Genomic DNA, 24,498 nt, shown 5'->3' with positions numbered 1-24,498 from the left:
GCACTCCGAACGGGATTTTACCGGGACATATCGCCCGCAGCAGATGGTCTCAACCCTTCGTCGGGTGGGTGCAACGATTTGCGCATAGGATAATGTCGCATTCCGCACCAATGTTCGGGCGCAGCCGCATCCTGCCAACCATATCGGCGATAGAATGCACGCGCTGTTGCGGTGGCGTTCAGATGCGCAATTGTGCAGCCTTGCTGCGCAAGCTCGTGCTCCATTCGAACCAGCAGGGCCAACCCGACACCGCGCCGAACATAGGCCGGATCGACATACAACGACGCGATTTCCGACCCGAAGCGCAGAGCCCCGACGCCCGAGACTTGGCCGTCCATTTCGGCCAACCAAAGTTCGGTTCCCGATTGCAACCAGCGTCGGATCGTCTGGGGGTCTTTGTTTGCACTCCACGCCGCCAGCAGATCGGGATCTTTCCGATGATCTGCTGCACCAAGGTACGTAATCGACCGGATCAAAACCTGACTGATCTGAAAAACGTCGAACACGGTCGCCGGACGCAAAACCAGACTCGTTGAGGGTCCGGCAAAGGCTTGTGCTATGCCCCGTTTATTCCGGATGATGTGGAGCCTGACCAGAAGGCGCCTGATAGGGCCGGGTCACATCCTTGAGGGTGACGTCCAGAGCCTCGACCGTCAAACGGATCGCTCCGTCCCCGGCCAGCGTCAAAACAATATGACCGGCGCCATCTTCGCCGGGCTCGAAATCAACCGACAGCAGGGACATAACCGTGTCCTTGTCGCTGCGGTCCACCCCCTGGCTGGCAACCGACAGGACGGAATCGAAAACAAGCAGCGCTTGGACCCGTTCAAACGGACGGTCGCGTTGGCTTGCAGCATCTTTGTCTTCCCAGCGGAACCGGTTCAGCAAAAGACCAAATCGACGCTCCGACGGACGCCATGTCATCTCGGTGATGGGGAACACCGCGTCCTGCGTCAGGGTCGAAATCACCTGAAGGTCGTCCGCATCCTCTGCCCCCAGGTTCAGCGGGGCCTCACGACCGTCGTGGAAACTTGCATCTGTCATTACTGGCCCTTGATCCGTTCAATCTTTGCACCCACGCCTTCCAGCTTGCGCACCACATGTTCATATCCCCGGTCCAAATGATAGACCCGGCTTACAGTCGTCTCACCTTCGGCCGCCAAACCGGCCAGAATCAACGAGACCGAGGCGCGAAGATCCGTCGCCATCACCGGTGCACCTTTCAGACGCTCGACGCCCGTAACCGTAGCGGTACCGCCATGGACCTCGATATTGGCCCCCATACGTACCAGTTCAGGAGCGTGCATAAACCGATTCTCGAAAATCCGCTCTTCAAGAACGGACACGCCTTCGGCAGTGCACATCAGCGCCATCATCTGCGCCTGCAAATCGGTCGGAAATCCGGGGAAGGGTTCGGTGACAACATCGACAGACCGTACGCGTCCGTTCTTGCGCGTAACTTTCAGCCCGTTTGCGGTTTCCGTGACCTCAATGCCTGCGGCATTCAGCTTAGCGGCGAAAGAGTCGACAAGAGACATCCGTCCGCCTAGTAGTTCAACCTCGCCGCCACAGATCGCCGGTGCCAACATATAAGTGCCCAGTTCGATCCGATCCGTTACAACCTGATGGGTCGCACCGTGCAACCGGTCGACGCCTTGAATTTCGATTGTCGAAGTCCCTTCGCCCGAGATCTGCGCACCCATCTTCCGCAGACACTCTACCAGATCGACGATTTCGGGCTCACGCGCGGCGTTTTTCAGCACGGTGGCGCCTTTGGCCAGCGTGGCAGCCATGACGATGTTCTCGGTCGCGCCGACAGAGGCAAACCGCATCTCATGCACGGCCCCTTTCAACCCACCCGACGTTTTGGCGTGCAGATACCCGTCTTTCAACTCGATCTCAGCGCCCAGCGCCTCAAGTCCCTCGACATGCAGATCCATAGGTCGCGCACCAATCGCGCAGCCGCCGGGCAACGAGACCACGGCCTCACCAAAGCGCGCCAGTAGCGGACCAAGCACCAGATTCGAGGCGCGCATCTTGCGCACTATCTCGTAATCAGCGGTATGGCTGGTCAGGTTGTGGCTGGACATGGCCAGCACTTGTCCGTCCTGCAAGGCCGACACTTCGGCCCCCAGCGATTGCAGCAAGGCAGTCATCGTCTTGATGTCGCTCAGCCGGGGTGCGTTTGTCAGCGTCAGCGGCTCTTCGCTTAGCAGCGTCGCTGGCATAAGCGTCAGACATGCGTTCTTGGCCCCCGCAATCGGTATCTGACCGTTCAACGGACCATTGCCCGTAACCAGAATCGAATCCATGTGCTCTTATCCCTCGTCCTTGTCGGTCTTCTCTCCGGATATCGCCCGCGCCTTGGCTTGCGCCTTACGTCGCGCCATATTCGCTTTAAGCGCAGCCTTCAGTCGCTCCTCGCGCGGATCGCCGGATTTGCCGTGTTTTTTTGGTGTATCTTTGTCTGCCATGATCTTTCTCTACAGGAGGCGAAAAAAACCGTCCAGACACCCTTGCGCCGCGTTTCGTTTGAGTCTAATCACCCGCCCACAGCGCTGCTGTAGCTCAGAGGTAGAGCACTCCCTTGGTAAGGGAGAGGTCGAGAGTTCAATTCTCTCCAGCAGCACCATAAAATCCTCAAAACCATAGAGAAAAACCTTTTTAAAACAAGGGTTTTGTAATTTTCCCTGACCCCGGTTTTCCCCAAGATTCGCGTTCACCGTATTTTGTGAAGTGCGGCAAAGTGCGGTGAAACGCGGGAAACTTGGCCGCAGAAAGTGTGCAAAATGCGTGCAGATTTAGTTGATTGAATCCGCAATGGAATCAATTTCGTGCGGCCATCAACTCTGAACAGGCGACAGTTAGTTTTGCTAATAAAAGTTCTTGTGAGTGAGTTTTGTGCAATTAGCCAAAGGCCAATTTTTGCCTAGAGCTTGCGACTTCGAGCTCAGGAATCCGGCTGGGGATAGTACGCTGAACACACTCCCAGAAAGTGGTATTCATAGGAATTTCGAAGCTTATACACTCGGGCTCTGCACCCGGTGTTGCTACGTGGTTTTGGTGTTATTCTACGTTCAAGCCAATTAGTTGGAGAAGATCGAGCAGACCCGGAGTGACACCCGCCGCCCTCCGCACGTCATCTATTCTTATACGACCAGCCAAATCAGCGGCGGCCATATTTTTTCTATAGCCGGGCCAAACTACTTGAATTGCAGCCAAAGACCTGCCTCGAGGAGGATCGTTGTGTTCTCGGCCGGGGAAGTGTCGTAACAACAAACCTTCATGATCAGGTCTCTGCCATATTGTTATGAATTGTTCTCTTTGCAACAATTCCAGTGCCTGCCGACCTCTTTCTGCTGGTTCGGTGAGTCGATCTGTATCCAACAAGATAGCTTTTCCAATGAATGGCGCTTTTCGATTATCCTTGTCGAACTGCCGAATGGCTTTTTCGGCTAGAGCGAGCGGATCACCGGCCGGTTGAAGGTTTTTGATCACAAGGTGAACACTTAGCCCCGCGTCTTCCGCAAGCTTACTTAAAAGCGCCCCATAGCCCTGTTCACTTTCACCCTCGCATCCAAGAAAGATACGCTTTCTTCGTTGTATCTTGCGCCTAGTCATTAACCGATACTCGGAATCCCGCCATAAACACCGCCTAAGTAGTTTTGTAAGAAATTCTCTCCGCGTCGGATGCCTTTTATATCGCCAAGGCCGTAAACCTGTGTTGCTCCGCTATTATCTTTTTCGCAGATAAGCACTTCCTCCTTCAAAAGATCGTCAAGCAATGAGACTGCATGACAACTCATCCAGAGCTGCGCTCCATATCGATTGCGCTCAGGATCTGAGAACCAACGCATGATCTCAGGAAGAACGGCTGGATGTATCGCAACATCAAGCTCATCTATTACCGCAATTCCACCTATTTCTAGCGCTCGATATAGCTTTGGGTAAATCCTTACAAATTGCTGGGTACCGTGACTTTCAAAAAGCATCTTGATTGGCCGGTCCAAACCATTGTGAGCGAAACTTGCAACTGGCGCGCCGTTTTCAGCTATTATCTCTACTTGGTCGATACCAAGATCTATGCGACGGATGTCGCGATTAAGAGCATCCAGCATTTTGTCGTTAGACGCATACACTCTTAACAAGTCCTGCTCATTATGTTCGAATCTCGTCAGTAGAATATTTGTGTCAATTGAACTTGCAGCAGTGATGAAGTTCAGTGCTAGCTTGTTGTTCAGTTGCCCCAAAGTCGAGATGACACTTGAGTCAGGACGAAGAATAGTTTGCAATACTGAATGCTGGTGGCTGAGACCGACCCATTTTGCCACTTTTACTTCGCCGACCTCATTCCTTTCAAAGATCCGAACCATCCGCGATGCATCTGTGGGCCTGTAGTACAAACTTTCACTGATAACCCGGTCTTCTAAATCACCGCGAGACGAGAGTTCGAGAGTGTAAACGTATGGGCATGTTTTGGAACTGTCAGCCACCAATGGCTCCTCCTTACCAGAGAACGTCAATGACAATCTGGTCGGAGCATCGTAGGACGCATCAGTGAGAAACTTTTGGTACGGCAGCAAAGACCTTACTTGATGCTGAAAGCTGTATTGGACGAACCAAGACAGGAAAGCGATGGCGCGAAGGACATTAGACTTCCCTGAAGCGTTTGCACCATATATCGCAACGATTCTTGGAGCGCGGTCCTCAGAACCATCAAAAATTTGAACCAAACGCCCCGGTTCATCGGGAACTTTCTTGCCTACGGTCAGATCGACGACCTGCCGCTCACGCACAGAATAGAAATTCTCAATTTCCAACCGGTAAATCATCATCAAGCCTCCAGCCAACAGATTTATGGCATTGTAAGTGCTGAATCAACAAAATTTGGTCAATAATGCGGCCAAGATACAGTAAAAACAGATGTAGTTCTGCTGAATCGTATCCAATCGGAGATTGAAAATTCAAACTCAACTGTCGCTCGCTAGTGTTCAATGCTTAGTTGCTAGCCAATCAACTCATCGTACTGAAGTCACGACCGTCTGCCTCGGAGGTTTCAACCTGTGAGCGAATTCCGTCGGGGTTAAAAAATAGGTTTCCCGCGGAGCGTTTGGTTCCGGAAAGCGCTAGGTGAAATTCACCAGATATTTATCCATTTAACCTCAATGGGTTAGAGAAATGTGTGCAAAAATGGTGCAGACTCCCAGTAAGTCCGCTTCAACCAATTGATATAAATAAATAAATCCTGATCTGAAACTTCCATTGGTAAGGGAGAGGTCGAGAGTTCAATTCTCTCCAGCAGCACCACCTTACAGTACAATATGTAGATGTGCGGATACTAAGCCTAATGTCCCTGCGCCGACAATGCGTTATTGCGCAGCATCACCGCCATTTGCCGCGCAATTGAACACCTCAGAGCTATGTATTAGTTCAGACGGCGGGACGCAGCCAACGCTCCTGCCAGAGCATTTTCAATCTCGCCCGGAAAGCTCCGGCCTTTTTCGTGCAGCCCAGCGGCGACCCATCCCACAGTATGTCCGCGCGCACCGATGTCGTTGGCCCTGACCACCATCGGAGAAGTCTTTTCAACCCGAACCAGCGCCATCGACTCTTCCACATCGCTTTCGGACAGGATCATTTTGACCGCGCTGCATATATCCATAGATACCTGCAGGGTCTGATGCTCAAGCCGATGGACGGATTCGGACAACAACCGGGTGCAGAAGGCAGACAAGAAATACCACCGAAAGATTTTGAAAACCCGCTTCTGGAAATCACCACTCGCTTCCATGTTGCAGGATGCGCTTTGGGAAATCTGTTCGAATGCCGTTTGGGCCGAGTGTGCCGCTTCACAAATCTGCGCCTCGCGCTGTTCGACAGGCAAGCCGTGCAAACCCGAGAAAATTGCAGTTTCTTGAGTTTCTAAATTCATTTCGGTCCTCCAGCTTTAACTCCTGAGAAGGACATGGGAAACTTCAAGGCCATTCGAATGTGATTTTCTGCCATAAATTAACATGTCAGTCTGATTTCTGACTTTACAAAAGTGCCACAAACTCGTGCTTAAGGCAAACATGCCTAAGATTAACTTATCTTTAAGGGCCAAACTGTGGCCCAGAAGAGGCATTTGAAATGAGGCAGGATGATCGTTTCCGCGCCAAAAAACAGCGCGGAGTTGACATGTTCTGGCAATAGTTACGCCCATATTACGGTTTAAACACAGTCAATCTCGCGGAATTGTTGACCAGTTGGATTTTAACGAGGGGGTACAAGCGGGAACACGGGGGTGAGCGCATGTCCAGCCCACCTCGCCAATTGACAGAGCGGCTCCCCCCGTCACCACAAATCAATCGATCTTGCTTTTCTGCGCATGAGGCGTGACCCCGAAACTTGAGCGATACACCCGCGAAAAATGACCGGGGCTTTCGAAACCACATGCCATGGCAACTTCTGTGACCGAGGCTTCGGTCTGCAGCAACAGCCTTTGCGCCTTTTCCAGCCGCAGTTCCATGAAATACTTCTTAGGTGAGGTGTTTAGGTATTTGCCGAACAAACGCTCCAACTGTCGGGTTGAAATGCCAAGCCCATCGGCGATCTGCGATGGAGAAATCGGAGACTCGATACAATCGCGCATTATGTGGATCGCCTTGGCCAGATGGGCATTGCGCATCCCGTTGCGCGATTGCAGCGATACGCGTTGTTTAGCGGTCGCATTTCGCACGGCGTTGTAAACCATCTGGTCGGCCACAGCGACAGCCAGCTCTTCGCCGTGATCCCGCTCAATCAGGTGCAGCATCAGGTCCGCAGTCGCTGTGCCACCGGATGCGGTTATGTGCTTTTCATCCGCCACAAAGACACTGCGAACAAGATTCACCTCGGGGAATGCTTCCATGAAGGCGTCATGGTACTCCCAATGGATCGCGGCCTGCATTCCGTCTAGAAACCCCGCCTCGGCCAGCAGCCACGCGCCGGAACACAAGGCACCAATGGCGGTTCCCCTCGCCCGTTCCCGGCGAAGAGTAGCCAAAAGCGAACGGGTGACGTGGTTGCGCATATGAATGCCGGACAAAACGAACAACTGATCCGTCTTTGGCAGATCGCCCAAACCACCATGCACCAGCGTCACAAGTTCGTTCGAGCAAACAGCCCTCTCTCCATCTTCTGAAATTAACGTCCAATCATAAAGCGTCTGCTCACTCACCAGGTTGGCGATCCGCAAGGGTTCGACCGCGCAGGAGAATGCGAGGTGCGAGAATTCCTCGATCAAGATGAAGGTGATGTGCCGCGTTTTGCGCATGAACAGATCCGGTTTCTATGGGGCGCTATGCTGCACGATTCTTTTCTGTATACAACTTGTATTTTTATAGAATACAGAATGAAAGACCAGACACGAATCGATCAAGAATGGGGCGGACCAGGTGAAAGACGACAGCAAATCCCGCAAAGCGGACCTGACCGAACATCTGAAGGTCGGTATTTTGACCCTGCGCCTGCAGCCTGGAACCGATTTGGATGAGGCACATCTGTCTGATGCGTTCGGCCTGTCCCGCACGCCCCTGCGCGAGGTGTTCCGGCAACTGGCCGGTGAGGGTTATCTGGACCTGCGCACCAACCGATCCGCGCGCGTGTCCGAGATGTCATATACCACCCTACGCGATTTCTTTCTGGCCGCACCGATGGTTTACGGCGCCATCCTGCGGCTGGCTGCGCAGAACGCCACAGGAACGCAGATCGACGCCCTGAAGGATGCGCAGCAGGCGTTCAAGGCGGCTTTGCGTGCTGGGTCCGCCGAAGATCGCGCGCTGGCCAACAACCGGTTCCATGACGTGACCGGCGAGATGTCGGGCAATGTCTACTTGTTGCCCTCGTTCAATCGGCTTTTGATTGACCACGCCCGTATCGGGATGACGTTTTACCGGCCTCAAACCGCCAAAATGACCGAGAACCTGTCCCAGGCCAGCAACCAGCACGACGCCATCATCGCCGCCATCGAGGCGGGCGATGAGGCGGCTGCTGCGCAGCTGGCCGAGGACCACTGGAACCTGTCACGCGATCAGATTGAGCTGTTCGTGATGCCTGACGCGCTGGATGTGCCCATGGGCGCGCCCCTGTCGAAACCTGCATGAGGACGCAATGAACCCGATTTTCAAGTTTGAGGGGATCTATACCCCCGTAGTCACGCCCTACCACGCCGATGGGTCCGTGAATTGGGATGCTCTGGCGCAGGTGATCGAGTTTCTGATCAACCATGGCGTGCATGGGCTGATCTCGGGCGGATCAACGGGTGAGAACTATGCCCAAACGGTCGAAGAACGGCTGGAACTGGCACGTTTCACGCATCAGCAGTTGAAGGGCCGTCTGCCCTTGGTGGTCGGCACCGGTGCGATGTTGACGGCGGATTCGATTGCGTTGGCCTCGGGCGCGCGAGAGATCGGCGCGGACGCGATCCTGCTGGCCAGCCCGCCCTATGCGGTGCCCACCGACCGGGAAAACGCGCTGAACGCGCTGGCCATAGACAAAGCCGCCGACCTGCCCGTCATGCTGTATAACTATCCACACCGCACCGGTACGATGATGGGAGAGGAGTTCCTTGACCGCGTGGGCCGTAGCCGCAATTTCTGCGGCATCAAGGAAAGCTCGGGCGATATCAACCGGGTTCATCTGCTGGCGCGCGACTACCCTCATATCCAGCTGGGCTGCGGCATGGATGACCAGGCACTGGAATTCTTCGCCTGGGGTGCGCCCTTCTGGGTCTGCGGCGGATCGAATTTTCTGCCTGCCGAGCATGTGGCTCTGTATCAAGCCTGCGTGGTCGAAGGCGATTTCGCCAAAGGTCGCCGGATAATGTCAGCGATGATGCCCCTGATGCGGGTGCTGGAACAGGGCGGCAAGTTCATCCAGACAATCAAGCACGGCGTCACAATGAACGGGATTGATGCGGGGGGGATGCGGCCTCCGCTGAAAGGTTTGAACAAGGATGACAAGCGCGCGCTGGAACAGGTGACGCGCGTTTTGAAAAAGACAATCGCTGACATCGTGGCGGAGGAATAAAGCATGGAACTGCTGACACAGGACGAATACACATCCATCGCCGCAGGGCTGGACCTGCCCACCGGGGCGTTCATCGACGGTGGTTATCGCCCCGCGATCTCGGGCCAGACGTTTTCGACGGTGAACCCCGCAACAGGCGCGAAACTGACAGATATCGCCGCCTGTGGTGCGGCCGATGTGGATTTTGCCGTCGAAAAGGCGCGCGAGGCGTTTGATGATGGCCGTTGGTCGAAACTCCACCCGTCCGAACGCAAGGACGTGCTGATCCGTCTTTGCAAGCTCATGACGCGAAATGCCCGCGAGCTGGCGGTGATGGAGAGCATCGACAGCGGCAAGACCATCTATGACTGCGAAACCGTGGACGTGCCCGAGACCATTCACTGCCTGAAATGGCACGCCGAGGCGATCGACAAAATTTACGATCAGGTCTCGCCCGCCAGCGACGATCACATCGCCATGGTGGTGCGTGAGCCGATTGGCGTCGTGGGTCTGGTGCTGCCCTGGAACTTCCCTTTGCTGATGCTGGCGTGGAAGATCGGGCCTGCTCTGGCGGCAGGCTGTTCGGTAGTGGTAAAACCAGCGGCCGAGACGACGCTGACCGCCCTGCGGCTGGCCGAACTGGCGATGGAAGCCGGGGTGCCGCGCGGTGTGCTGAACATCGTGCCCGGTGGCGGGACCGAGGTGGGCGAGCCCATCGGCCGGCACATGGATATCGACATGGTGTCCTTCACCGGCTCCACCGTCACCGGCAAGCGGTTCCTGACCTATTCGGCGGAAAGCAACGCAAAAGAGGTGGTGCTTGAGATGGGTGGCAAGAACCCCGCCATCGTGATGGAGGATGCCGAGAATCTCGACCGTGTAGCCGCGCATATCGTCAATGGCGCGTTCTGGAATATGGGCGAGAACTGCTCGGCCGCGTCCCGCCTGATCGTGCATAAGGACGTGAAGGCTGAACTGCTGGAACGCATCGCCCATCACGCGAAACAGTGGAATATCGGCGACCCTCTGAACCCGGAAACCCGTATGGGCGCGCTGGTGAGCGCGGGGCATTTCGCCAAGGTCTGCGGCTATCTTGAACAGGCCGAGAATGTCGTAATCGGTGGCACCGCGAAGGATGGGTTTGTCGAGGCCACGGTGGTCGAAGTGCCCGGAAACGATGCGGTGTTGGCGCAAGAGGAGATCTTTGGCCCGGTGCTGTCGGTTATCGAGGTCTCAGGCTTTGATAAAGCCATCAGGATCGCCAATGACACCGAGTATGGCCTGTGCGCCTCGATCTTCACGGCCAATGTCAAACGCGCCATTCGCGGTGCGCGGGCGATCTGGGCGGGCACGGTCACGGTGAACAGCTTTGGTGAGGGCGACATCACCACGCCCTTCGGCGGCTACAAGCAATCGGGCTTTGGCGGGCGCGACAATTCCGTTCACGCGCATGATCAATACACCCAGCTGAAGACCATCTGGATTGATCTGGCCGATGACGAAGATGAGGCGGTGGATTGAGAAGCTACACCGCTCGCTCCCTGCCCCTCCACCGCGGGCCAGCGGCGTGGAGCGTCCTTCTGGGCGATCCTCCGCCAGCGCTGGAACTCAGCGACAACATCACCGCCGATTTCACCATCATCGGTGCCGGGTTTGCCGGGTTGTCTGCGGCGCGGCGACTGACCCAATTGCAGCCCGACGCCAAGATCGTGGTGCTAGAGGCCGGACGTGTCGCCGAGGGGGCTGCGGGGCGGAACTCGGGCTTTATGATCGATCTGCCGCATGATCTGGCCTCGGATGATTATGCGGGCGCGGGCGATGACCGGGCGATGATCGCGCTGAACCGGCAGGCCATCGGTTTTGCGCGTGAGGCCGTCGCGCAATATCAGATCGACCCGAACTATTTCGACCCGGCGGGCAAGGTAAACGGCGCAGCCAGCGCAGCCGGTCACGCTCACAACGAAAGCTACGCGCAGCATCTGGCCAGTCTCGGCGAGACCAGTGAAATGCTGGACCCACAGCAGATGCATGAGTTGACCGGGTCTCGCCACTATCGCTCGGGGCTTTACACGCCGGGGACGGTGATGCTGCAACCGGCGGGCTATGTGCGCGGCTTGGCAGAGGGGCTGGTCGAACATGGGGTCGCGGTGTTTGAAAACTCGTCGGTCACGGGGTTTCAGAAACAAGACAACGCGTGGCAAGTTCAAACGGCGCACGGGTCGGTCAGCACGGGCACGGTGATCCTAACGGTGAACGGGCATCTGGAAAGCTTCGGGATCGAGACCGACCGGCTGATGCAACTGTTCCTGTTTGCCGCCATGACAACCGAGTTGGACGCCGAGCAGATGGCCCATATCGGCGGGCAGTCACGCTGGGGTGTAACACCGTCCGACCCGATGGGAACGACGATGCGTAGGATTGATAGCGGTCAGGGCGGCAACCGGATCGTTACCCGCACCTGCGCCGCGCTGCGCCCCGGTATGGCGGTGAAAGCGCGCGATCTGAACCGGGCCGCCCGCGTCATGCAACGCAAGTTCGATCAGCGCTTTCCGCAGTTGGCGGGTCTGCAAATGCAATACCAATGGGCGGGCCATCTGTGCTTGAGCCTGAACGGCGTCTCGGTCGCGCGGCAGATCGAACCCGGTGTCTTCTCGGGCTGCGTTCAGAACGGGCTGGGCACCGCGCGCGGCACGTTGACGGGTATCGCTGCGGCGGAACGTGCTTGCGGACATCAATCCGACATCACCCGCCATTTTGAGGAGGAACAACCGCCAAAACGCCTGCCTCCACAGCCTTTTCGCGAGCTTGGAGCGAATGTGGTACTGCGCTGGAAGGAGTGGCGGGCGCGGGATGAATAATCAGGGCAAGCTGAGCTTGGCCATACGCCCGCCGTCAACCGTATAGACCTGCCCGGTGATGAAACTGGCCTCGTCCGACGCCAGAAACGCGACCAAAGCCGCCACCTCGGCGGGTTGGCCGTTACGGGCGACGGGATGGATGCGTTTGATATCCTCGGAAAACCCCTCGGGGTCCGGCATCGAGGCGATGAATTCCACGTTCAGTTCTGTGTCGATCCAACCGGGTGCAACTGCATTACAGCGAATGCCCTCGGCCCCGTGATCCACGGCAACGGCGCGGGTCAAACCATGCAGCCCGGCCTTAGAGGCGCCATAGGCGGCGTGGCCAGGATTGCTGCCCAAACCCTCGATCGAGCCGATATTGACGATGCTGCCCCCTTCCTTTCGCAAATGCGGCAGCGCGGCTTTGATCAGCAGAAACGGCGCGGTCAGATTGACGGTCAGAGTGCGCTGCCAATCCTCAAGGCTCATTTCGTCAACGCGGGCCTCCTGCATCATGCCTGCATTGTTGATCAGGATATCCAGCCGCCCCGCCCTGTCGACGACCTGATTGACCACGGCTTTCGGGCCGTTGGGATCGCTGAAATCGACCTCGATCCCATTGGCATCCGCACCGCGCTGCGCGGTGAACACCTGCGCGCCCTCATCCCGCAAACGCTGAGCAATGGCACGCCCGATCCCGCTGCGCCCGCCTGTCACCAAGGCGGTTTTTCCTTCAAATCGGGTCATGCGACGGGTTTGCCTCCGTTCACTTCCAACAAGGCCCCGCAGATATACCGCGCCGCGTCCGAGACCAGAAACATCACCACATCCGCAATGTCCTCGGGTTCGGCAATTCGACCGAGCGGGACGGTCTGGCCCAACTCGGCAACTGCGCTGTCGGGATCGAATCCGCGTTTTTCAAAGCCCGAGCGCAACATAGGCGTGTTCACCTCATTCGGACAAACTGCGTTGATACGTATACCCTGATGGGCGTGATCCATCCCCATACATTGCGTCAGCGAGGCAATGGCGGCCTTGGTCATGCAATAAACGGCATGTTTCGGGCCGGGGCGCAGGCCCCAGCAAGACGCAGTGTTTACGATGGCCCCGCCCCCCGCTGCAGCCATGATCGGAATGGCAGCACGGCAGATGCGGAACGGGGCCTCGACATTCACGCCCAGCGACAGCACCCAGTCCGGGTCCGTCGTCTCGGTCACGGCCCCGCGCGTGATGACACCTGCGTTATTGATCACGATGTCCAACCCGCCCAGCGCATCCGAGGCGGCGTGCGGCAGCGAGTCGGCATAAGATGCGTCAAGCAGGTCTCCGGGCAAGTGGGCGTCGGCAGCGATCCCGGCCACGTCGCGGTCAGTCACGGCAACCTTTGCCCCGGCGGCGCGCAAGCGTTGCACGATGGCGGCTCCGATCCCACCTGCGGCGCCGGTCACAAGGGAGGTTTTTCCTGTCAGGTCCATAGTACCTCTGGTTTGAAAAAGCCCACCCGAGGGGACGGGCGGGCAAGTTTCGGGGGAGATGATTTCAGTAGCTTTGATTCAACTCGTCGGCGGCCGGGATTTCGCGCTCGCGCCGGGCGATATAGTCCAACAGGGCCTCATCCTTCGCCTCGTCCAGTTTCGGTTCCTGATATTCGTCCAGCAGTGTTTTGGCGCGATTCAGGGCGCGTTCCGTAATCTCGATGCTGCCTTCGGCCTGCCACTGCTCGATCGAGTTGTTGTCGAACAGTTCGGGCATGAAAAAGGCGCTTTGGAAATTGTCCTGCGTGTGCGGATGGCCGAGGTAGTGCCCGCCGGGGCCAACATCCGGCACAGCCGCCAAAGCCTGATCGAAATCACCCCACTTCGGCCCCTCGGCCATACGATAGGCCATGGCGCATTGTTCGGCATCGACGATGAATTTGGCCACGGAACAGTGCATCCCGGCCTCATTCCAGCCCGCCGAATGCCAGATATAGTTGGCTCCCGCATGGATCACCGCCTGCAAGGTAGTGGCGGATTCGTATCCGGCCTGCGCGTCAAAGGTCTTGGCCCCGCCCAATGTGTTCGAGGTCCGCCACGGCACCCCGTAATGCCGCGCCATCTGGCCGATCATGAAATTCATCAGGCTGATCTCGGGTGTGCCCGCCATCGGCGCGCCGGATTTCATCGAAACGGTTGACAGGTAATGCCCGTAGATCGCGGGTGCGCCCTTGCGAATGACCTGCGTATAGGCCAGCGCGCTCAGCGCCTCGGCGTTCAGCTGCGCCACGGTGGCCGGAACCGAGGCCGGCGTATTTGCCCCACCCAACACGAAAGGAGAGCACAGCACCGGCTGATTGCGACGGCAGAATGCCCGCATCGCGCCCAACATCGTCTCATCCCAGACCAGTGGCGAGTTGCCGTTGCAATTACCGGTCGTGACGGGGTGATCCTCAAGGTAGTCTTCGCCGAACAGAATGGCGCACATCTCCATCACGTCCTCGGCGTTTTTGGGGCTAGTGGTCATGCCCATGAAAGTCTTGTCGGAATGTTTCATCGACGAATAGGTGATCCGCAGATGGCGCTGGCTGATCGGGTGGTCATAGGGTTCGACGATGTGGTGCGCGCTGGAATGCAACGCAGGCAGCATATGCGACAACTTGTGAAACATCGCCAGATCATCCAGCGTCGGATTGCGGCGCACATCATCGAGATCGCGCAAAAACGGCGCCCCGGTCATTGGCACAAAGATCGAATGCGGTCCGCCCAAGCGCACATTCTTTTGCGGATCGCGCGCGTGATAGGTGAAATCGCTTGGGATCGAGGAAATCAGCTGACGCACCAACCCGCGGTCCAGATAGACCAGCTCCCCTTCGACCTTGGCCCCAACCCGTTTCCAATCCTCTAACGCGATAGGGTCTCGAAACTGAACACCCACATTTTCCAGAATGTCCATCGAGGCCGCATCGATACGGTCTACTTGCGCACCATCCATAACTTCGCACAAAGGAATGCCTCGGGTCAGGCCAGGCAGCATGTCAAAGTTCGGCGCGGTGCGCAGGGCGCGGCGGGCCTGACGGCCTCCGGCGCGGGTTGCGGTGCGAATGTTCATTGGGCAGTCCTCCGATCTTGTGGTCCAGATTGAGGGATTCGGAGGCGTCCTACGTCACTGATTGCGAAACCTGTTTGCAGGAAACGACACAGATGCCTGCTTTGAATACCGTCACCCCGGGCGTCCGTGCGGGGCCGCAAGCCGGTTGATCGTTTTGTCCAATCGCTTTCAAAAAACCTGAGAACACTGGTTTTCTTGCACTGATGTCTTGATATTGACATGAACCAAACTCATGCGAATGCATCACCCAAGGTCCCTGCGATTATGTCCAGACGTCACTACAACCTACCCCCGCTGACAACGCTTGCCGCATTCGAAGCCGCCGCGCGGCATCTGAGTTTCAAGAATGCGGCCGAAGAGTTATCGGTGACGCCCGGTGCTGTCAGTCACCAGATCAAGGCGTTGGAAAGCGATTTGGAAACGGCCCTTTTCCAACGCAAGCATCGCGGGGTTGAACTGACAGAAGACGGAAAAGCCTTGTTCGAGGCACTGTCATCTTCATTTTCCAACATCTCAAAGACTCTGGCCACAATTCGTGGTCGCGTGTCGGTGGGTAAGGTCACTGTCGGATCCACGACCGCCGTAGCAGCCCTGTGGCTGTCGCCGGCTGTGATCCGATTCTGGCGCGAGATGCCCGAGGTCAACGTAGATCAAATTGCGCAGGACAGACCATTCCGTGACCGGCCGGATATCGACTTTTTTATACGCTATGGTCGCGATAGTGACCCTAGCCTATCGCATACACCACTGTTTCGCGACCACTTGACCCCTGTGGCAAGCCCGGAACTGGCCCGGCAACTGACCGGCGCCGATCTGGAACAGCTTGCCGCACAGCGCCTGATTCATCTTGAATCAGATGACCGCAGTTGGACCACGTGGCCCGAATGGTTCCAGCAGCTTGGCTACCCCGGTAAAATCCCGATCATATCCCGCGTGAACAGCTATTCGGTCGCGTTGCAGCTGGCGCGCAAAGGGGCAGGCCTGGTGCTTGGTTGGCAGCGCCTTATTCAACCCATGCTGCAATCGGGAAAACTGGTGACCCTTGGGCCGCATCACCTGACCGCGCCTAACCAATTCTACCTTGTAGGGCGGCCGGATGACGAACTGTCTGAAAGCGCACGCGCGTTGAAAAACTGGATTCTTCAAGAGGTACGGGATGGTTCGGTTTAGGTGAAGTCACCCACTGATGAGGTTTTCTGGTATTGAGAAAAGGCAGGCCCTTCCGCCAAAACGGATGAAACGCATCCAGCAATACCCTCAGGAGAGCCCGATGAACAAATATAGCCCGCTGTCCTCGGTTCTGGCCGATGTGAATGTGGCCAACGGTCTGCCGAACGAGCATTACATCGACCCGGTCGTCTTTGCCGAGGAACGCAAGTCCGTCTTATATGCGAACTGGTCAGGGATCGGGTTCGGCAAGGACGTTCCCGAGGAAGGCGATGCCAAACCGGTCGATTTTCTGGGCATGCCCCTGTTGATCGTGCGCGACCGGGATGGTGAAATCGGTGTATTCCAGAACACATGCCGCCACAGGGGCATGATACTGGTCGACACCCCCCGCAAGATCGGCGGCGCGATCCGCTGCCCCTACCACAGCTGGTGCTACAGCCTGAAAGGCGAGCTACGCGCGACCCCTCATGTGGGCGGCCCCGGCCACAACACACACAAGGATGTCGACCGCAAGGATCTGGGTCTTGTCCGAGTCCGTTCGTATGTTTGGCGTGACGTGATTTTTGTTAACGTGGACGGCAACGCCCCCGCATTCGAGGACGCCAACGCCGCGCTAATGGACCGTTGGAAAGAGTTCGACAAACCGGTGCATCACGGTGGCGAGACCTCTTCGTTCAAGCTTGAGGTCAAGACCAACTGGAAGCTGGCAGTCGAAAACTATTGCGAAAGCTATCACCTGCCTTGGGTCCACCCCGGCCTGAACAGCTATTCCCGGTTGGAAGACCATTACAATATCGAAGAGCGCGGGCATTACTCGGGCCAGGGTACATTGGTCTATCGACAGCTGACCGATCAAGACGGCGCTACCTTTGATGATTTTGACGGCCTGAGCGACAAATGGAATGAGGGCGCGGAATATGTGGCGCTGTACCCGAATGTCCTGCTGGGCGTGCAGCGAGACCACGCCTTCGCAATTGTGCTGGAGCCGGTTGACCACGAAAACACGGTCGAACACATCGAGCTTTACTATGCGAAAAGCATCGACGAGACACCGCAGCACGACGGCTTGCGCGCCTCGAATGCGCAGCTGTGGAAGACCGTATTCGAAGAAGACGTCTTTGTAGTCGAAGGGATGCAGAAAGGCCGCCACGGAGTGTTGTTCGACGGAGGTCGTTTTTCGCCCGCGATGGACGGTCCGACCCATAACTTCCACCATTGGGTTGCCTCGCAGATCGAAAATGGTCGCGCAGAGTAAGATAGCGGGCTGGTCGGCTTTTTGCTGATCGGCCCTGACGGAGACCCGATGGACAAGACCGATCTGGATCGCCTGCTGCTTGAGGCCCATGATCACAACGATCATGGCGCCCTCATTCGCTATTACACGATGGCCGCAGACGAACGCGAAGCGGTGCAGGATATCGACGCGGCCTGTTTCTATCTGACCCATGCCTTTGTGTTCGCTCTGGAATCCGGCGCGCCTGAGGCAGAGCCCCTGAACGCACGACTGGCCGCCTACGGGCGCGCTCATCGGTTGGAATTCTGAGATTAGCGTCAGGTTAAACTCGCTCAACTCAACTTGAAATTTATGTCCGTTGTCCGCGCAACACCCTTGGTGACACAAAGCGCGAAGAACCCAACTTGGATATGGCAGGCTCATGAAAACGAATGCACAGGCGGTGGTAATTGGCGGCGGGGTGATCGGGTGTTCTATCCTGTATCATCTGACCAAATTGGGGTGGTCAGATGTGGTGCTGCTGGAACGGGACGAGTTGACCTCGGGCTCAACCTGGCACGCGGCGGCGAATATCCACGGGCTGCATGACAGCACCAATATCAGCCGCATTCAGCACTATACCATGACCCTGTACAAAGAGCTTGAGGCCGAAACAGGCCAGAGCTGCGGCGTGTTCCAGCCCGGCTCGCTCTATCTGGCGCAGACCCAAGAGCGCGAGCATCAGCTTCGCCTGCAGGCGGCCAAGGCCAAGCTCTATGGCATGAATTTCTATGAGATAAGCATTGAAGAGGCCCAACGCCTGAACCCTCTGGTCAACTATGACGGCATCCGCTGCGTGATGTTCGAACCCGATGGCGGCAATGTGGACCCGTCGGGCGTGACCAATGCCTATGCGGTGGGCGCGCGCCAGCGCGGGGCCGAGATTCATCGTTTCACTCCGGTTACGGCAACCGATCAGCAAGAGGATGGCAGCTGGATCGTGCGCACCCCCAAGGGTGACATCAAAACGCCCTGGGTGGTGAATGCCGCCGGTCTGTGGGGCCGCGAAGTGGCGCGGCTGGCGGGAATCGAGCTGCCTCTGCAGCCCACCGAACACCAGTATTTTGTGACCGAGGCAATGGCAGATGTGCAGGCGCATGGCACCCGCCTGCCCTCGGTCAGTGATCGGGACGGAGAATATTATCTGCGGCAAGAGGGCAACGGCCTGTTGGTCGGGGCCTATGAGAAAGACATGAAATTCTGGGCCGAGGACGGCACGCCGCTGGACTTCGCCCATGACCTGTTCCCCGACGATCTGGAGCGGATCGAAGAGAACATGATGAACGCTATCGAACGCCTTCCTGCTGTAGGTGAGGCCGGAATCAAGCGTGTCATCAACGGCCCGATGATCTGGTCTCCGGATTCGAATGTCTTAATGGGGCCGGTACCCGAGGTTGATGGCTATTTCTGCTGCAACGGCATCATCCCCGGATTTTCGCAATCCGGTGGCATGGGCCTTATGGCCGCGCAGTGGATCATCGAAGGCGAAACCCAATACGACATGTTCGCCTGGGATATGGCCCGCTTTGACACCTGGGCCACAAAGGAATTCACCAAAGCCAAGGTGCAGGACCAATACGCCCACCGCTTTGCAATCCACTTCCCGAATGAGGAGCGCAGCGCAGGCCGCCCTACCCGCGTGCGCCCGATCTACGAAACCCAAAAAGCCATGGGTGCGGTATTCGGCCTGAATGTCGGCTGGGAACATTCGCTATGGTTCGCGGATGAGCCGTGCACGGTGGATACCAACGGCTTTACCCGCCAGAACTGGTGGGCCCCTGTGGGCGAAGAATGCAAGATGTTGCGCGACCGAGCAGGCATCATCGACATCTCGAACTTTGCCAAATACGTCTGCAAAGGGCCGGGTGCCGAGGACTGGTTGAATGCAGTCTTCGCCAACACCATGCCCAAGGCGGTTGGCCGGTCTTGCTTGACGCCGCTGATCTCGAAACGCGGCGGCATTGCCGGGGACTTTACTGTCACCCGCGTGGCCGAGGATGAATTCTGGATCATCGGCTCGGGTATGGCCGAGCGATATCACAAACGCTTCTTCAAGCAGGTTCCGCTGCCCAAAGGCACCACATTCGACAGCCACACCGAAGCCATGTGCGGCTTCAACGTCGCCGGTCCGAAATCGCGCCAGATCCTGCAACGCCTGACCAACACGTCGCTGGCAACCGAGGACTTCCCGTTCATGCGGTCCGCGATGATCGAGCTTGCAGGCGTCGAAGTTCTGGCCCTCCGCGTGTCCTTCACCGGCGATCTGGGGTGGGAGTTGCATTGCAAGACCGAAGATCAGGCGCAGCTATATGAGGCACTGCTGGAAGCTGGCAAAGAATTCGGTGCAGGCCCCGTGGGCAGTCGCGCACTGATGTCGCTGCGGGTCGAAAAAGGCTATGGGTCATGGAGCCGCGAATACAGCCCCGAATACTGGCCGCACGAAGTTGGGCTGGATCGTTTGTGCAAGTTCGACAAAGACTTCCTGAACAAGGAGGCCGCGCAAAAGGTTCTTGAAAACCCTGCCCGAGAGCAGCTGGTCCTGCTGCATCTGGATGAGGCCGACGTGACGGCATCCAATGCCGACGCAACCGGTGGTGAGCCGATCTTCAAGGACGGAAAAGGGATCGGCCGTGTGACCTCGGGCACTTATGGCTACACGGTCGGTATGTCCCTGGCGCTGGGTTATGTCAAAAACGCTCAACCCGGGGATGAGGTCGAAGTGATGGTGCTGGGCCGCCCGCACAAGGCCACCATCCTGCAAGAGCCTCCGTTCGATGCAAAAGGTGAAAAACTGCGCGCCTAATCGAACCGTGATCTACCCCTGACCCTACGAGACCCTATCCACGCGCCCTGCCCTGCCTATATCCTTCACATACCATCTGGATCGTTTTGGGAGGGGCGGGGCGCGTGGAACACAAGACCGACATGCTGATTATTGGTGCCGGGTTCTCGGGGCTGATCATGGCGATTGAGGCCCGTAAGCGCGGGATTACCGATATCGCGATCCTTGAAAAAGCGGGCGATATCGGCGGCACATGGCGTGAAAACACCTATCCCGGCGTTGCCTGCGATGTGCCTTCGCATCTTTATTCAATGGCCACTCATCTGAACCCTGACTGGAGCCGCGCATACGCAGGCGGGGCGGAAATACAGGCTTATCTGCGTAAAGTCGCACAAGACGAAAGCTTGTACGATCTGTGCCATTTTCATCAACAGCTTAAGTCCGCGCGGTGGGACGGAGCCCGATGGCAGGTTGAAACCGAAGACGGGCAGCATTGGTCGTCGCGGATACTGGTTTCCGCCATAGGCGCACTGCACGTGCCCAGCATTCCAGACATCCCCGGCGCGGACAGTTTTACCGGGCCAAGTTTCCACTCTGCCCAGTGGAATCACGACGTCTCTTTGTCGGGTAAACGTATCGCGGTGATCGGCACCGGAGCCTCCGCAGTCCAATTCGTCCCCGAGATCGCGAAAATGGCGGGGCATGTCACAATCTACCAACGCAGCGCCCCATATGTTCTGCCGCGCCCGGATGGCCCAATCGCGCCGTGGGTCCGCAGGCTGTACCAGCGTGTTCCCATGTTACCGAAATTGCGCCGAAAGCTGATCTACATGGTATTCGAATACCGCCACCGGGTTTTTCGCGGAGAAAAAGGCGCTGTGAATTTTGCCATGAAGATGTGGCGCTCTGCCATGGAAAAGGCGATCAGTGACCCGGACGAGCGCGCCAAGCTTACGCCCAACTACCAAATTGGCTGCAAGCGTATCCTCAGCTCGAACGACTGGTATCCAACTCTTGCGCGTTCCAACGTGTCTGTTGTGCCGCAGGGCGTGACCTCAATCGAGGGCGATCAGATCACAGCTGCGGATGGGTCCCAATCACAGGCCGATATACTGATCTGGGGCACCGGATTTCACGTCACCGATATGATCGAGTACCTGAATATCTCGGGCGACGACGGTGTAAGCCTACGCGACGCATGGGCTGACGGAATGAAAGCCAATCTGGGTACTGCGATTGCAGGCTTCCCGAACTTCTTCATTCTGCTTGGGCCCCATACGGGATTGGGGCACAATTCTGTGGTGCTGATGATAGAAGCGCAGGTTCGCCATATCGGCCGTGTTTCGGACGAAATGCAGCGCGACGGTCTGCAGGTTGTAACGCCCGACCCCAAAAAACAGGCGGCCTTCACCCAAGAAATGCATGACCGGCACACGGACAGCGTTTGGCAGGCTGGCGGATGTACGTCATGGTATCAGGACGCCCAAGGCCGCAACACCACGCTATGGCCCGGCACTGTATCCGAATTTGAAAAGCGTATGGCGCGCTCGGGGTTAGAACATTACCAACCCCTTCCTTCCCAACACGCGGAGAATTGAGATGAACGTAATTCTGATCCTTGTCCTTCTGATCGCCGTATTTTTCGTGGTCATGAATGTCTGGACCCGAAAACTGACCCGCGACGGGCTTGTCCGTGTTCCTCAACTGGGTCAGATCACGCCTGTGCGTGGGGGCAATATCCACTATGTCGAAAAAGGCGACCCCTCCAAACAGACGCTTGTGCTGATTCATGGCCTCGGTGGGCAGCTGCAACACTATACCTATGCGATGGTCGACCTGCTGGCCGATGATTACCACGTCCTCGCTGTGGACCGCCCCGGCTGCGGCTACTCGACCCGCGATACTGCTGAACTGGGCCGGCTACCAGAACAGGGCCGCATGATACAGGAGTTTCTGGACACCAAAGGCGTGTCTGATGCAATCCTTGTCGGGCATTCGCTCGGGGGGGCGGTCTCATTGGCCATGGCATTGGACTATCCTGAAAAAACAAAAGCATTGGCCCTGCTGGCCCCGCTGACACAGGTGATGCCCGGGCCGCCCGCCGTGTTTAAACCGCTAGAGATCCGCACCCAATGGCTGCGCACCTTTATCGGCAACACCATTGCCGTTCCAATTGCCGCAAAAACTGCCCCACATACACTTAGCGCGGTGTTTGATCCCGAACCGGCGCCCAGTGATTTTCTCGACCGCGCTGGTGGGGCTTTGGGCCTGCGCGCTTCGGCATTCATAACCGCCTCGCAGGACATTGTCGGCATTGACGTAAGCCTTGAGGGACAAGTGGCCCGCTACGGTGACCTTAAAACCCCCGGAGGCATCCTGTATGGCGCACAGGACGCGATCCTTTCACCCGAGGCACATGGCGCTCCGATGGCTCAATTCGGCCTGGCCGAAGAGCGGCTTGAGGGGCTGGGTCACATGATCCCGATAACCGCACCCGACGCCTGCGCCGACTTCATACGTCGCATCGCCAAAAGCACAGTAGAGGTGAATAACTCCGATACCGGAACGACGTGAGACTGGGTCAAAAAAGAATCTGGCACCGGGGCCATTTCCCTCTTGACCCTCTTGGGCCCCTCGCTTAAATCGCCTCTCACCCATGGCGGAGTAGCTCAGTTGGTTAGAGCAGCGGAATCATAATCCGCGTGTCGGGGGTTCAAGTCCCTCCTCCGCTACCACCAAACCCCCCAGCTTTTTGGAACGATTTGATACCAAGGCGCTAAGGCGGCCCTTCACCTCGACTGGCACGCCGTCTTTCTCGGTTGGAGACACAACGATCTCCGAAATCAAGCCGCGCACCGCGTCACGCGCTTTTGGGTTCGGATTGCCGTCATGTGCCTGCATGGAAGAGATCATTTCATCCAGTGCAGTCACATACCTGGATGCTGTCGCTGGATTGAATTCGAGCGCCTTCTCCTTCTCGTCAAAGCTGGCCAATACGTCCGTGACAACCGAAACGCGTTGTTTGGCCTCAGTCAACTTTGCCTCTCCTTCAACTCCTTCAAGAATTCCCATCTCGAAAAGTTCAATACGGCGCGATAGCAGCTTGTTAGCTTCTGCTACCGCGCGTTCGAGCTTCTTCCTGTCCGGTTTGTCCGCTGCGTTGAGTTTGCGACGTTCTTCATTGTAGGTGCGGATGAACTCATCGATGTAGGTTGGCTCAGACAACTCCTTTCGCAGTTCGGTCAGCAGAGCGCTCTCGATCTTGTCGAGGCGAACCTTCCCGCTATTGTTGCAGGAGCCACTCTCTTTGGCCGTTGAGCAACGGATGCGGATGGTATTGCCGTTTCTGTCATGAATCGACATGCCGCCACCGCAGCACCCGCATTTGATCAGCCCCGAGAACGGGCGCACAGGGTTTCGGGTCGATTTTCCCGATCGCTTGGCCGCAGACTGCGTGGCCAAACGCCGCTGAACTGCGTCCCAAAGTTCCTCTTCGACAATACGAAGGTGCGGAACTTCCGCAATTTTCCAGTCTTTGACCGGCTTTTCACGGCTGACCCTTTTGCCTGTTGTCGGGTTTCGTACCATTTTGACGCGATCCCAAACGAGTATGCCAGCATAAAGGGAATTTCTGAGAATACCGTAGCCGCGCTTGCCGTTTCCACTCAGCGTTGACGCGTTCCACTTCGTCCCACGAGGCGGCAACTCACCGCGAGCGTTGAGATCATGAGCAATATCTCGCGGGGAAGCTCCTTCTGCGTAGGCCTTATAGATTTGGCAAATAACTTCCGCTTCGTGTGCCTTGACCTGGAGCTCCCCGGGTTTTCCCGCAATAGGTGAGTAACCATAAGCCTTACCGCCGGCACTCAAACCTTTGGCTATGTTGCCTGACATTCCGCGATGCACTTTTTCACGCAGATCTTTGAGGAAAACCGTACCGACGAAGCCGCGAAGGCCAATCTGGAGTTCTGACTGTACCCCCTCGCTGGCTGAAATGATTTCGACGCCAGCGTAGCTAAGCAGTTTATGCACCGTATGAAGATCACCTGCGTCCCGGCTGATCCGATCAACACACTCCACGACCAGTGCATCAATTTCCCCCGCACTCGCCGCTTCGAGAAGATTAGCAAAACCAACTCGCCCAATCAGAGTCTCAGAGGTTTTGGCCCTGTCTTCGAATGTCCGGACCTCCCTATAGCCTTCACTTGTCAGGTAGCGTCGGCAGAGCTCCACCTGATCTTCAATGGAGCGCTCCGACTGGAGCGTGGTCGAATAGCGGGCGTAGATCGCAGCGCGGCGTTGCATTCTCTCGAGTTCCT

Annotated in this window: 22 protein-coding genes and 2 tRNA genes; 12 read left to right on the top strand and 12 right to left on the bottom strand. The window is 57.1% G+C overall.

The features are described from left to right. Positions 1 to 17: 17 nt before the first annotated feature. The 4 genes from AC2TAD_RS08430 to AC2TAD_RS08415 are packed head-to-tail and all read right to left on the bottom strand — an operon-like array spanning position 18 to position 2,474. Positions 18 to 521 carry a GNAT family N-acetyltransferase gene (locus AC2TAD_RS08430; protein WP_234899362.1) on the bottom strand — a complete coding sequence of 168 codons (504 nt, stop codon included), beginning with the start codon at positions 519 to 521 and terminating at the stop codon, positions 18 to 20. 46 nt (positions 522 to 567) lie between these two features. Then, on the bottom strand, positions 568 to 1,044 hold the full coding sequence (locus tag AC2TAD_RS08425) for a DUF2948 family protein (RefSeq protein ID WP_480867110.1): 477 nt from the start codon (positions 1,042 to 1,044) through the stop codon (positions 568 to 570). Beyond that, positions 1,044 to 2,312 (bottom strand): UDP-N-acetylglucosamine 1-carboxyvinyltransferase, encoded by a 1,269-nt coding sequence (gene murA / locus AC2TAD_RS08420; protein WP_480867108.1) that lies wholly within the window; start codon positions 2,310 to 2,312, stop codon positions 1,044 to 1,046. The genes AC2TAD_RS08425 and murA overlap by 1 nt, the downstream gene beginning before the upstream one ends. A 6-nt stretch (positions 2,313 to 2,318) precedes the next feature. After that, a complete protein-coding gene (locus AC2TAD_RS08415; protein WP_170751479.1) occupies positions 2,319 to 2,474 on the bottom strand; it encodes a hypothetical protein in 156 nt (51 codons plus the stop codon). A gap of 83 nt (positions 2,475 to 2,557) precedes the next feature. On the opposite strand from AC2TAD_RS08415, the gene AC2TAD_RS08410 reads away from it, so the two are divergent. Further along, positions 2,558 to 2,632, top strand: a tRNA-Thr gene (locus AC2TAD_RS08410). Between the two features lie 434 nt (positions 2,633 to 3,066). On the opposite strand, the gene AC2TAD_RS08405 is transcribed toward AC2TAD_RS08410, so the two are convergent. The 4 genes from AC2TAD_RS08405 to AC2TAD_RS08390 form a co-directional block, all read right to left on the bottom strand. Next, complete coding sequence (locus tag AC2TAD_RS08405; protein WP_480867106.1) at positions 3,067 to 3,621, bottom strand: hypothetical protein; 555 nt, start codon at positions 3,619 to 3,621, stop codon at positions 3,067 to 3,069. Continuing rightward, positions 3,621 to 4,835 (bottom strand): AAA family ATPase, encoded by a 1,215-nt coding sequence (locus tag AC2TAD_RS08400; RefSeq protein ID WP_480867104.1) that lies wholly within the window; start codon positions 4,833 to 4,835, stop codon positions 3,621 to 3,623. Before AC2TAD_RS08400 ends, AC2TAD_RS08405 begins: the two co-directional genes overlap by 1 nt. A 590-nt stretch (positions 4,836 to 5,425) precedes the next feature. Next, the gene (locus AC2TAD_RS08395) at positions 5,426 to 5,932 is read right to left on the bottom strand and encodes a hypothetical protein (RefSeq protein ID WP_480867102.1); all 507 of its coding nucleotides are present in this window, start codon (positions 5,930 to 5,932) and stop codon (positions 5,426 to 5,428) included. 411 nt (positions 5,933 to 6,343) lie between these two features. Further along, positions 6,344 to 7,294 carry a GlxA family transcriptional regulator gene (locus AC2TAD_RS08390; protein ID WP_480867100.1) on the bottom strand — a complete coding sequence of 317 codons (951 nt, stop codon included), beginning with the start codon at positions 7,292 to 7,294 and terminating at the stop codon, positions 6,344 to 6,346. Positions 7,295 to 7,415: 121 nt separating this feature from the next. Here AC2TAD_RS08390 and AC2TAD_RS08385 point away from each other — a divergent pair, with 121 nt between their 5' ends. The 4 genes from AC2TAD_RS08385 to AC2TAD_RS08370 are packed head-to-tail and all read left to right on the top strand — an operon-like array spanning position 7,416 to position 11,885. Continuing rightward, positions 7,416 to 8,123, top strand: coding sequence for a GntR family transcriptional regulator (locus tag AC2TAD_RS08385; RefSeq protein WP_170751485.1), 708 nt, complete (start codon positions 7,416 to 7,418; stop codon positions 8,121 to 8,123). Positions 8,124 to 8,130: 7 nt separating this feature from the next. Further along, complete coding sequence (locus AC2TAD_RS08380) at positions 8,131 to 9,048, top strand: dihydrodipicolinate synthase family protein (protein ID WP_480867098.1); 918 nt, start codon at positions 8,131 to 8,133, stop codon at positions 9,046 to 9,048. A gap of 3 nt (positions 9,049 to 9,051) precedes the next feature. Further along, the gene (locus AC2TAD_RS08375) at positions 9,052 to 10,548 is read left to right on the top strand and encodes an aldehyde dehydrogenase (protein ID WP_480867096.1); all 1,497 of its coding nucleotides are present in this window, start codon (positions 9,052 to 9,054) and stop codon (positions 10,546 to 10,548) included. After that, entirely contained in the window at positions 10,545 to 11,885 is a 1,341-nt protein-coding gene (locus AC2TAD_RS08370; RefSeq protein WP_480867095.1) for an NAD(P)/FAD-dependent oxidoreductase, read from the top strand. Before AC2TAD_RS08375 ends, AC2TAD_RS08370 begins: the two co-directional genes overlap by 4 nt. On the opposite strand, the gene AC2TAD_RS08365 is transcribed toward AC2TAD_RS08370, so the two are convergent. From AC2TAD_RS08365 to AC2TAD_RS08355, 3 genes are all read right to left on the bottom strand, one after another. Continuing rightward, positions 11,886 to 12,614 (bottom strand): SDR family NAD(P)-dependent oxidoreductase, encoded by a 729-nt coding sequence (locus AC2TAD_RS08365; protein WP_480867094.1) that lies wholly within the window; start codon positions 12,612 to 12,614, stop codon positions 11,886 to 11,888. Next, on the bottom strand, positions 12,611 to 13,342 hold the full coding sequence (locus AC2TAD_RS08360) for an SDR family NAD(P)-dependent oxidoreductase (RefSeq protein ID WP_480867092.1): 732 nt from the start codon (positions 13,340 to 13,342) through the stop codon (positions 12,611 to 12,613). The genes AC2TAD_RS08365 and AC2TAD_RS08360 overlap by 4 nt, the downstream gene beginning before the upstream one ends. Before the next feature lie 64 nt (positions 13,343 to 13,406). Beyond that, on the bottom strand, positions 13,407 to 14,954 hold the full coding sequence (locus AC2TAD_RS08355; protein WP_480867090.1) for a trimethylamine methyltransferase family protein: 1,548 nt from the start codon (positions 14,952 to 14,954) through the stop codon (positions 13,407 to 13,409). A gap of 264 nt (positions 14,955 to 15,218) precedes the next feature. On the opposite strand from AC2TAD_RS08355, the gene AC2TAD_RS08350 reads away from it, so the two are divergent. The 7 genes from AC2TAD_RS08350 (at position 15,219) to AC2TAD_RS08320 (ending at position 22,914) form a co-directional block, all read left to right on the top strand. Next, positions 15,219 to 16,124 carry a LysR substrate-binding domain-containing protein gene (locus AC2TAD_RS08350; protein ID WP_480867156.1) on the top strand — a complete coding sequence of 302 codons (906 nt, stop codon included), beginning with the start codon at positions 15,219 to 15,221 and terminating at the stop codon, positions 16,122 to 16,124. 100 nt (positions 16,125 to 16,224) lie between these two features. After that, positions 16,225 to 17,379: an aromatic ring-hydroxylating oxygenase subunit alpha gene (locus AC2TAD_RS08345; RefSeq protein WP_480867088.1), complete on the top strand. Its 1,155-nt coding sequence runs from the start codon at positions 16,225 to 16,227 to the stop codon at positions 17,377 to 17,379. A gap of 48 nt (positions 17,380 to 17,427) precedes the next feature. Continuing rightward, on the top strand, positions 17,428 to 17,667 hold the full coding sequence (locus AC2TAD_RS08340) for a hypothetical protein (RefSeq protein WP_170751500.1): 240 nt from the start codon (positions 17,428 to 17,430) through the stop codon (positions 17,665 to 17,667). A gap of 112 nt (positions 17,668 to 17,779) precedes the next feature. After that, complete coding sequence (locus AC2TAD_RS08335) at positions 17,780 to 20,200, top strand: GcvT family protein (RefSeq protein ID WP_480867086.1); 2,421 nt, start codon at positions 17,780 to 17,782, stop codon at positions 20,198 to 20,200. 104 nt (positions 20,201 to 20,304) lie between these two features. Beyond that, a complete protein-coding gene (locus AC2TAD_RS08330; RefSeq protein ID WP_480867084.1) occupies positions 20,305 to 21,777 on the top strand; it encodes a flavin-containing monooxygenase in 1,473 nt (490 codons plus the stop codon). Between the two features lies 1 nt (position 21,778). Beyond that, a complete protein-coding gene (locus AC2TAD_RS08325) occupies positions 21,779 to 22,753 on the top strand; it encodes an alpha/beta fold hydrolase (protein WP_480867083.1) in 975 nt (324 codons plus the stop codon). An 84-nt stretch (positions 22,754 to 22,837) separates the two neighbouring features. After that, a tRNA-Met gene (locus tag AC2TAD_RS08320) sits at positions 22,838 to 22,914 on the top strand. Here the strand turns inward: AC2TAD_RS08320 and AC2TAD_RS08315 are convergent. After that, positions 22,871 to 24,484: a recombinase family protein gene (locus AC2TAD_RS08315; protein ID WP_480867154.1), complete on the bottom strand. Its 1,614-nt coding sequence runs from the start codon at positions 24,482 to 24,484 to the stop codon at positions 22,871 to 22,873. The two genes, AC2TAD_RS08320 and AC2TAD_RS08315, sit on opposite strands and share 44 nt — an antisense overlap. Between the last annotated feature and the right edge of the window lie 14 nt (positions 24,485 to 24,498).

The organism is Ruegeria sp. HKCCD7628 (assembly GCF_057221005.1).
The sequence above is the reverse complement of the archived record's forward strand: the minus strand, read 5'-3'. Positions and strand labels throughout refer to the sequence as shown.

Excerpts from the sequence above, each read along its gene's own strand:
- AC2TAD_RS08315 (WP_480867154.1), bottom strand. The coding sequence starts at position 24,484 with ATGCAACGCCGCGCTGCGATCTACGCCCGCTATTCGACCACGCTCCAG.
- AC2TAD_RS08425 (WP_480867110.1), bottom strand. The coding sequence starts at position 1,044 with ATGACAGATGCAAGTTTCCACGACGGTCGTGAGGCCCCGCTGAACCTG.
- AC2TAD_RS08345 (WP_480867088.1), top strand. The coding sequence starts at position 16,225 with ATGAACAAATATAGCCCGCTGTCCTCGGTTCTGGCCGATGTGAATGTG.
- AC2TAD_RS08360 (WP_480867092.1), bottom strand. The coding sequence starts at position 13,342 with ATGGACCTGACAGGAAAAACCTCCCTTGTGACCGGCGCCGCAGGTGGG.
- murA (WP_480867108.1), bottom strand. The coding sequence starts at position 2,312 with ATGGATTCGATTCTGGTTACGGGCAATGGTCCGTTGAACGGTCAGATA.
- AC2TAD_RS08415 (WP_170751479.1), bottom strand. The coding sequence starts at position 2,474 with ATGGCAGACAAAGATACACCAAAAAAACACGGCAAATCCGGCGATCCG.
- AC2TAD_RS08395 (WP_480867102.1), bottom strand. The coding sequence starts at position 5,932 with ATGAATTTAGAAACTCAAGAAACTGCAATTTTCTCGGGTTTGCACGGC.
- AC2TAD_RS08380 (WP_480867098.1), top strand. The coding sequence starts at position 8,131 with ATGAACCCGATTTTCAAGTTTGAGGGGATCTATACCCCCGTAGTCACG.
- AC2TAD_RS08325 (WP_480867083.1), top strand. The coding sequence starts at position 21,779 with ATGAACGTAATTCTGATCCTTGTCCTTCTGATCGCCGTATTTTTCGTG.
- AC2TAD_RS08405 (WP_480867106.1), bottom strand. The coding sequence starts at position 3,621 with ATGACTAGGCGCAAGATACAACGAAGAAAGCGTATCTTTCTTGGATGC.
- AC2TAD_RS08340 (WP_170751500.1), top strand. The coding sequence starts at position 17,428 with ATGGACAAGACCGATCTGGATCGCCTGCTGCTTGAGGCCCATGATCAC.
- AC2TAD_RS08390 (WP_480867100.1), bottom strand. The coding sequence starts at position 7,294 with ATGCGCAAAACGCGGCACATCACCTTCATCTTGATCGAGGAATTCTCG.
- AC2TAD_RS08355 (WP_480867090.1), bottom strand. The coding sequence starts at position 14,954 with ATGAACATTCGCACCGCAACCCGCGCCGGAGGCCGTCAGGCCCGCCGC.
- AC2TAD_RS08350 (WP_480867156.1), top strand. The coding sequence starts at position 15,219 with ATGTCCAGACGTCACTACAACCTACCCCCGCTGACAACGCTTGCCGCA.
- AC2TAD_RS08365 (WP_480867094.1), bottom strand. The coding sequence starts at position 12,614 with ATGACCCGATTTGAAGGAAAAACCGCCTTGGTGACAGGCGGGCGCAGC.
- AC2TAD_RS08375 (WP_480867096.1), top strand. The coding sequence starts at position 9,052 with ATGGAACTGCTGACACAGGACGAATACACATCCATCGCCGCAGGGCTG.
- AC2TAD_RS08335 (WP_480867086.1), top strand. The coding sequence starts at position 17,780 with ATGAAAACGAATGCACAGGCGGTGGTAATTGGCGGCGGGGTGATCGGG.
- AC2TAD_RS08400 (WP_480867104.1), bottom strand. The coding sequence starts at position 4,835 with ATGATGATTTACCGGTTGGAAATTGAGAATTTCTATTCTGTGCGTGAG.